Annotated in this window: 7 protein-coding genes; 3 read left to right on the top strand and 4 right to left on the bottom strand. The window is 72.3% G+C overall.

Annotated features, from left to right (window positions below; all coding sequences use genetic code 11):
- Positions 1-40: 40 nt before the first annotated feature.
- Genes CBZ_RS12265 through CBZ_RS12255 form a run of 3 tightly spaced genes read right to left on the bottom strand, consistent with a single transcriptional unit; the run spans position 41 to position 4480 of the window.
- Positions 41-1438 carry a UDP-glucose dehydrogenase family protein gene (locus CBZ_RS12265; protein WP_246013323.1) on the bottom strand — a complete coding sequence of 466 codons (1398 nt, stop codon included), beginning with the start codon at positions 1436-1438 and terminating at the stop codon, positions 41-43.
- 47 nt (positions 1439-1485) lie between these two features.
- On the bottom strand, positions 1486-3012 hold the full coding sequence (locus CBZ_RS12260; RefSeq protein WP_130781818.1) for a glycoside hydrolase family 26 protein: 1527 nt from the start codon (positions 3010-3012) through the stop codon (positions 1486-1488).
- The gene (locus CBZ_RS12255; protein ID WP_246013321.1) at positions 3005-4480 is read right to left on the bottom strand and encodes a glycosyltransferase family 2 protein; all 1476 of its coding nucleotides are present in this window, start codon (positions 4478-4480) and stop codon (positions 3005-3007) included. Before CBZ_RS12255 ends, CBZ_RS12260 begins: the two co-directional genes overlap by 8 nt.
- Here CBZ_RS12255 and CBZ_RS22015 point away from each other — a divergent pair, their 5' ends adjacent.
- Positions 4481-4603: a hypothetical protein gene (locus CBZ_RS22015; RefSeq protein WP_281274879.1), complete on the top strand. Its 123-nt coding sequence runs from the start codon at positions 4481-4483 to the stop codon at positions 4601-4603.
- Between the two features lie 298 nt (positions 4604-4901).
- Here the strand turns inward: CBZ_RS22015 and CBZ_RS12250 are convergent, their stop codons facing one another.
- Entirely contained in the window at positions 4902-5195 is a 294-nt protein-coding gene (locus CBZ_RS12250) for a GNAT family N-acetyltransferase (RefSeq protein WP_130781816.1), read from the bottom strand.
- Positions 5196-5271: 76 nt separating this feature from the next.
- Here CBZ_RS12250 and CBZ_RS12245 point away from each other — a divergent pair, with 76 nt between their 5' ends.
- Positions 5272-6651 (top strand): MFS transporter, encoded by a 1380-nt coding sequence (locus CBZ_RS12245; protein ID WP_373862173.1) that lies wholly within the window; start codon positions 5272-5274, stop codon positions 6649-6651.
- A 186-nt stretch (positions 6652-6837) separates the two neighbouring features.
- The gene (locus CBZ_RS12240) at positions 6838-7857 is read left to right on the top strand and encodes a phosphotransferase family protein (protein ID WP_246013319.1); all 1020 of its coding nucleotides are present in this window, start codon (positions 6838-6840) and stop codon (positions 7855-7857) included.
- The last annotated feature ends 185 nt before the right edge of the window (positions 7858-8042 follow it).

The raw sequence follows: 8042 nt of genomic DNA, 5'->3' as shown, positions 1-8042 counted from the left end.
GCCGGCCGGCCCGCTGCGGACGGGCCGGTCGGACGACCCGTCAGGCGGCGGTCCGGCCGAGGCCCCGGAAGGACCAGCCGGCCTGCTGCCAGCGCTGCGGGTCGAGCTTGCCGCGCGCGTCGATGACGTTCGCGTTCTGGGTGAGGGAGGCGAGGCGCGCGGGCTCGGCGCCGACGAACTCGTCCCACTCGGTGAGGACGAGGACGACGTCCGCACCCTCGACGGCCTCGTCGGCCGACGTGGCGTAGCCGAGCGTCGGGAAGGACGCGCGGGCGGTGTCACCGGCCTGGGGGTCGTACACGGTGACCTGCGCGCCGCGCAGGTGCAGGGCCGCGGCGACGTTGAGAGCCGGGGAGTCGCGCACGTCGTCGGTGTGCGGCTTGAAGGCCGCCCCGAGGACGCCGACGCGGCGGTTCAGCACGGACCCGCCGCACGCCTCGAGCGCGAGCTCGATGACGCGGCCGCGCTGGCCCATGTTGATCTCGTCGACCTGCTGGAGCAGGGCCGAGGCCTGGTGCGCACCGAGCTCGTTGGCGCGGTGCATGAGGGCCCGGATGTCCTTGGGCAGGCAGCCGCCGCCGAAGCCGAGGCCGGCGTCGAGGAACTGGCGGCCGATGCGGACGTCGTGGCCGAGGGCGTCGGCCAGGACGGTCACGTCGGCGTCCGCCGCCTCGCACACCGACGCGATCGCGTTGATGAACGAGATCTTCGTGGCGAGGAACGCGTTGGCGCTCACCTTGACGAGCTCCGCGGTCGGCAGGTCGCAGACGACGACGGGCGAGCCCTCGGCGATGGGCGTCGCGTAGACGCGGCGCAGCAGCGCCTCCGACTCGGGGGTCGTGCCGCCCATGACGATGCGGTCGGGGTGCAGGGTGTCGGCGACGGCCTTGCCCTCGCGGAGGAACTCGGGGTTCCAGACGAGCTCGACACGGACGTCCTTGCGGGCCTTCGACGCGACGAGCGAGCGCAGCCGGGCGCCGGTGCCGACGGGCACGGTGGACTTGCCGACGATCAGCGCGTCGTGCGAGAGGTTCTCGGCGATCGCGGTCGTGGCGGCCTCGACGAACCGCAGGTCCGCCGCGTGGCTCGTCTTGGTCTGCGGCGTCCCGACGCACACGAAGTGCACGTCCGCCCAGGCCACGGCCTCGGCGACGTCGGTCGTGAAGCGCAGGCGACCGGTGGCGAGCTGCTCCTCGAGGAGCTCGGGCAGCCCGGGCTCGTAGAACGGCACCTTGCCGGCCTGGAGCGCGGCGACCTTGTTCGGGTCGGTGTCGACACCGACGACCTCCATGCCGAGCTGGGCCATGGCGACGGCGTGCGTCGCACCGAGGTAGCCCGTGCCGAGGACGCTGATGCGCGGCGTGGGGGCGTCGGCGTCGAAGATGCGCCGCGGGAAGAGGTCCGTGACCGCGAGGTCGTCGGTGTGCTGCTCGGTCATGTCGTTTCTCCTGGCTCGACGGGGGTTGGCGGTGGCGGTCGCGCGGTTCACGACGCACCACCGGTGAGGGCGAAGCCGTCGGCGGGGTCGTGCAGACCCTCGACGAAGGCGGCGAGCGAGTCGGCGCGCGACTCGACGCGCCAGTCGTTCGTGATGCGCTCGCCCTGGCTGATCGTGGTGACGGCGTGGTTGAACCAGGCGAAGCCGACGACGTCGGCGTTCTCCGGCTTGGCCAGGGCGTCGAACAGGTCCGTGATCCAGGCGGCCTTCTGGCCGCCCGTCTCGGAGGCACCGATCTCGGCGAGGAAGATCGGCTTGTCCGTGATGGCACGGAGCTGGTTGAGGGAGGTGTCGAACGTCCACGCGAACGTCGGCGTCTGGCCCTCGCGGTACGGGGGCCGGTAGTAGCCGGACAGGCCGACCCAGTCGACGTACTCGTCACCCGGGTAGAGGCTCGTGGTGTACTCCAGCGACTGGTTCGCGGCCGGCAGGTTGTTGACGATGTTCGGCGCCCACACCCACAGGACGTACTGGTTGGCGCCGGCGGCCTCGAAGATGTCGTGCACGTGGCGCCACATCGTCACGTAGTCGCCGGGGCTGTTGCCGTTGACGGACTTCCCGCCCGAGCCCTGCTCGTTCCACGGGTACCAGGACGCGTTCATCTCGTGGTCGAGACGGATCGCGACGGGCAGGCCGGTGGCGGTGACGTCGGCGGCGTACTGCCGCAGGTAGTCGTCGTACCGGCCGTTGATGATCTCCGGCAGCGACCACTCGGGCTCCTCGACGACGTCGTTCGCCGTGGCGAGCGCGCGGGACTCCCAGGTGATCATCGGCATGGCGCCCTTGGCCCAGGAGCGGGTGACGGCGTCCGCGCGGAACGGCCCGTCCCAGCCCTGGAAGTAGCCGACGATGTTCGGCTGCGCGCCGATCTTCGCGGCGACCGCGTCGTGCTCGGCCCAGCTGAACGGCGACTGGGGCGTGTAGAGCCCGAGCTGCCGTGCGGTGGGCGCGCGGAGCGCGTCGAGGGACGGCGCCGTCGGCTTGACCGCGGGCATCTCCGCGGGGGCGGAGGTCGTGGGCGTCGAGGCGTTGGCGCGGGCCCGGGCGAGCGCGGCCTCGGCCTGCTCGGCACGGTCCCGGGCCTTGCCGCGGTCGGCGGCAGCCTTCTTCTCGGCGGCGACCTTGGCTGCGGTGGCGGCCTGGGCGGCCGCCTGCTCCTCCGCGGCCTTCTGGGCGGCGGCGGCGTCGGCGGCTGCCTTCTCCTCCGCGGCCTTGGCCGAGCCCCGCTCGGCGGCGGCCTTGCGCTCGGCGGCGGCCTTGCGCTGCGAGCGCTCGAGGTCGGCGACCTCCTGCTCGCGGGCCTCGAGCGAGTTGCGGAGCTTCTCGTTCTCGGCGGAGAGCTTGAGCTCCTGCGCGCTGGCCATGGTGGGGACGACGGTGTCGACGGACGGCGACAGCCAGACCCCGACGGTGACGGCGACGAGCGCGAGCGCGATCCCGGCGGCCGCGAGGCGCTTGCGCGGTGAGGGCCGGATCGCCCGGGCCCACCACCCGTGTGCGGTGTGCTCAGACATAGACGAGTGCCTCCAGGGCGAAGACGGCCAGGGCGATCACGTAGGGGATGCCGGCCAGCGGGTTGAGACGGCGACGACGGGCGGGCGCGGGGGCCGCGGTGGCGCGGCGGACGCGCGCCGGGGCCGGCGCCTGGGTGAGGACGGTGCCGTCGTCGGCCGACCGCTGGGTCGGGACGACGCCGTCGGGCGCGGGACGGTCGACGAGGTCGACGGGCCCGTCGGGCGTCTGCTCGAGCTCCTGCATGAGGTCGCCGCCGGCGTAGGCGCCCGCACGGGTGCCCCAGCCGCTGGCGTGGGCCATCCGCAGGAAGCCGAGGAGGCGGATCGGCATGAGGAAGAACGTCGAGACGATGATGAAGACCGGCAGCCGCAGGAAGTCCGAGGGCTTCTCGTGCAGGTGGCGGATCTGGCGGATCGCCATCGACAGGACGGACGAGACGATCATCGTCGCGACGACCCAGACCCAGCCCTCGAGCCCGGTGTAGGTCTCGAGGATCGCCTGGTACAGGTTGATGCCGGTCCCGGAGATCGCCCGGTAGATCCAGCCGGCGATCGTCCCGAAGAGCAGGAACGGCAGGACGATGTCCATGACGAAGAAGACGGCCAGCACGGGGGCGTGGCCCATCATCCAGGGCAGCATCCGCAGGGTGTTGTACTGGCTGCCGCGGGCCCAGCGGAGCTGCTGCTTGAACAGCTTGCGGATCTCCAGGGGCGCGTCGGTGTAGACGAGGCTCGTGTACTGGTAGACGGACTTGTAGCCCGCCTTGAGCGTGAGGTTCGTCAGGGTGCGGTCGTCCGAGACCTCGAGGAAGACGCCCATGAACTTCTGGTTCATGAAGTCGTCCATGACGTCGATGAGGATGTGCCGGCGGAACGCGATGGTGCGGCCCGGCAGGCAGCCGACCTGGCCCAGCGCGGACTGCGCGGGCATCGAGTAGAGGGCGCGGGAGTTCTCGAGCCAGTCCGCCCAGCGGGTGATCCAGGACCGCTCGGGGTCGAGGATGCGCTGGCGGGTGGTGACGCCGCCGACCGCGGGGTCCGCGAACGGCTTGACGAGCTCGGGGAGCGTGCCGTCGGTCCACACGGTGTCGGAGTCGACGAGGACGGTGATCTCGCCGTGCGACATCTCGGTGCCGATCTTGACGGCGTTGCGCTTGCCCGGGATCGGGGTGTGGACCCAGCGGACGAGCGGGGCGAACTCCTCGCTCACGCGCTCGAGGCCGGGGTTCCGCTTGCCGTTGATGACGACGATGACCTCGTCGGGCTGCTGACCGACGATCCGTGAGAGGACGTCGTGGAAGAGGTCGAGCGGCTCGTCGACCACCGGGATGACGACCGAGGTCGTCCCGTGGAACTCACCGGTGTACGGCCTGTAGCGGCGCGACAACAGCACCTTGAGCAGCCACAACGCCCAGATGATGGTCGAGAAGACCGCGAAGAGATAGAACTCTGATTGGCCTTCGAACATGTGACGAAGCTGCAGTACGAATACGAACAATGGCCTGACCGCCTGATCGTGAGCAGTGGTGATGACTGGCTGACCGGCGGCTTTGGCGATGCAGCGATGGACGTCGTCCCGGGCAACTGGTGAGTCGTCGGTACGCGTCGTTGGTCCACGGACAGGCGTGATTACCTGCGTGTGACGTGCGCAACCGCCCCCTGTTCTGCTGGAGGCGCACGGCGAGACCGTCGGGCGGTCGTGGCCGGAGACAGACCCGGCGATCTCGGTAAATCGAACGTACCAGGCAGTAAAGGCGTATTAAGACGAACGGTTGTCCAAATGTGACCGCGACCACGGGATGCGCTTCCCGGATGTCCGGTTCCGTCCCAGATTGCCCAGGGCAAGTTCACGCAGAATTAACTGAAGTTGCTCTGCGCAACCTGTCGTGCTACGCGGGCCGGTGCACCAGGTCCTGGTAGTCCGGGTGCCGCGCCAGCCACGCCTTCACGTACGGGCACAGCGCCACGACGTCCCCGTGCGCCTCCCGCACCGAGTCCAGCGCCGCGCGCACGAGCGTCGACGCCACCCCGCGCCCCTCGGCCCGCGGGTCCACCTCCGTGTGCGTGAACACGACCGTCCGGCCCACCACGTCGTACGCCGCGATCCCCAGCAGCTCGCCCGCCTCGTCACGGGCCTCGAACCGGTGCGCCTGCGGCGCGTCGCTGACCAGCACGTCCGTCATGCGTCGATGGTGCGGCACGCGGCACGCCACGGGAAGCCCCCGGGCCCGCGTCGGCGGGCGGTGCGAGACTGGCGGCATGCTCCAGCCGTACCGCGAGATCCTGTCGCGCCCGGGGGCCCTGGCGTTCTCCGCCGCCGGGATGGTCGCCCGCCTCCAGATGTCGATGATCGGCATCGGCATCGTCCTCATGATCTCCGCGCTCTACGGCTCCTACGGGCTCGCCGGCCGCGTCTCCGCCGTCTACGTCGTCGCGCAGGCCCTGTGCTCACCGCAGCTCGCGCGGCTCGTCGACCGGCACGGGCAGGCCCGCGTCATGCGCCCCGCCGTCGCCGTCGCGTCCGTCGGGCTCGTCACCCTCGTCGTCGCCGCCCGCGCCGACACCAGCCCCTGGCTGCTCTACGTCGCCGCCGCCGTGACCGGCGCCGCCGTCGGGTCGTTCGGGTCGCTCGTGCGCGCCCGCTGGTCCGGCGTCCTCGGCGGCGACCCCCGCCCCATGCACACCGCGTACGCGCTCGAGTCGACCATCGACGAGTTCGTCTTCATCGTCGGCCCCGTCCTCGCCACCCTGCTCGCGACCAGCGTCGACCCCGCCGCCGGGCTCGTCGTCCCGCTCGTCGCCCTCGTCGTCGGCGGCTACTGGTTCCTCGCGCTGCGCACCACCGAGCCCGCCCCCACCGTCGCCAAGGGCGAGAAGGTCCGCGGGTCCGTCCTCGCCGCGCCCGGCATGGTCGTCCTCGCGCTCGTCTTCGTCGCCATGGGCGCGATCTTCGGCGCCACCGACGTGTCCACCGTCGCCTTCGCCGAGGAGTCCGGGAACACCGGCATCGCCGGCGTCATCCTCGCCGTCTTCGCCTTCGGCTCCCTGATCTCCGGGCTGCTCTACGGCACCCGGCACTGGGTCCGGCCCCTGCACCAGCGGTTCGCGATCGGCGTCGTCGTGCTCGCCGTCGGCGTCTGCTTCTTCGTCGTCGCGACCAACCTCGTCGTCCTCGCCGCCGTCATGTTCGTCACGGGCTTCGCGATCGCCCCCACGCTCATCAACGGCAACGCCCTCGTCCAGCAGCTCGTCGCCCCCGCACGGCTCACCGAGGGCCTCACCTGGGTCGGCACCTCGCTCGGCGTCGGCGTCTCGTTCGGGTCGTCCATCGCCGGGGCGCGCATCGACGCCGACGGCTCCCACGGCGGCTTCCTCGTCGTCATCGCGTCCGCCGCGCTCGCGCTCGTCGCGACCCTCGCCGCGTACCGCACGCTGCGCCCCCGGCCCGACGCCGTCACCGACCGCGTCGCCCGCGCCGTCGAGGACGAGTCGCCGTCACCCACCGCAGGCGCGACCGTCGCCGCGTGCGAGCTCGCCGAATGCGTCGACCCGCGCAGCACCGTGCCGCAGCAGCGGACCGCACCGGCCGACACGGACGCCGCCCCGCCGCGACCGACGGGCGTGACCGAGGAGGGCTGACGACCCGGCCCCGCACCGGGTCGCGGCACCGTCCGCGGCCCGCCGTGCCGGCTCGCCCCACCGTCCGCAGCCAGCACTCCCGCGCTGCGTCCCCCGCGCGGGCCGTTACCCGAGGCCGGACTTTCGACACCCGCAGGGCCCTCCGTCCCGCCCGGGCGGGCCGTGCGGCGCAGTAGCCTGCGCGTCGTGACGCTCGCCGACGAGACACCCCTCACCAGCACCGACGTACCGCTCGACGCGCTGCGCACCGTGCTCGCACCCCTCGGCGCCGTCGAGCACGCAGAGCGGCTCACCGGCGGCATGTTCGCGACGAGCTACCGCGTGACGCTCGCCGACGAGACACGCGTCATCGTCAAGACCGCACCCACCGCCACCGAGAAGCTGCTCAGCTACGAGCTCGACCTCGTCCGGTCCGAGGCACACGTCTACGGCCTCGCGCAGGAGCACCCCGCGCTGCTCATGCCACGCGTCCTGCTCACCGACTTCACGCGGACGACGCTCCCGTCCGACGCGCTCGTCGTCAGCCACCTCGACGGCGTCCCGCTCACCGACGCGGGCTTCGGACCCGTCGACGACGACCCACGCCTCGCGCGCGCCGAGGAGGAGCTCGGCGCGTACATGGCGCGGCTGCACACCCTGCTCCCCGCACCCGCCGGTCAGGGGTTCGGGTACCCCAACGCCGCGACCGGGCTCGTCGGCGACACGTGGCCCGAGACGTTCGGGCGCATGGTCGAGACCGTCCTCACCGACGCCCCGCGCTGGGGCGTCGAGCTGCCCGCCGACGAGGTCCGCGCCGCCCTGCGCCGGCACGCCGCCGCCCTGGCCGACGTCACCCGACCCGTCCTCGTCCACACCGACCTGTGGCCCGGCAACCTGTTCGTCGACGCCGCGACCGGCGAGATCGTCGGCGTCATCGACCCCGAGCGCGCCTTCTGGGGCGACCCGCTGCACGAGGTCGTCGGCGCCGACTGCATGACGACCGGGCCCGTGAACCCGCGCGTGCTCGCCGGGTACGCGACGGTCGTCCCGGGCGGCCTCGACGTGAGCAGCCCGTCCGCGCAGGCGCGCCTCGCCCTCTACCGGACGTTCCTCACGCTCATCCTGCTGACCGAGATCGTGCCGCGCGCCTTCGAGGGCGACTGGCTGGACGACTACCGCACGACCCTCCGCACCAACCTCGCGACCCTCCTGACCGCCCTCGCCTGACCCGCGGGCCCGGCCGCCGACCCACCGCCTGCGCCTGCCCCCTGCCGCCCGCTGCCTGCCGCCTGCATCCTGCCCCCGAGTTCGCCGATTCGTGCCGAGCTCGGCGGCTACAGCCGACGACCTCGACCGGGACCGGCGAACTCGCGGGCAGTGGGGATGGGCGGGGTGAGGGGTGGGGTGAGGGG

The organism is Cellulomonas biazotea, from assembly GCF_004306155.1.
Classification (GTDB): Bacteria; Actinomycetota; Actinomycetes; order Actinomycetales; family Cellulomonadaceae; genus Cellulomonas; species Cellulomonas biazotea.
This window is presented reverse-complemented; position numbering and strand designations above follow the sequence as displayed.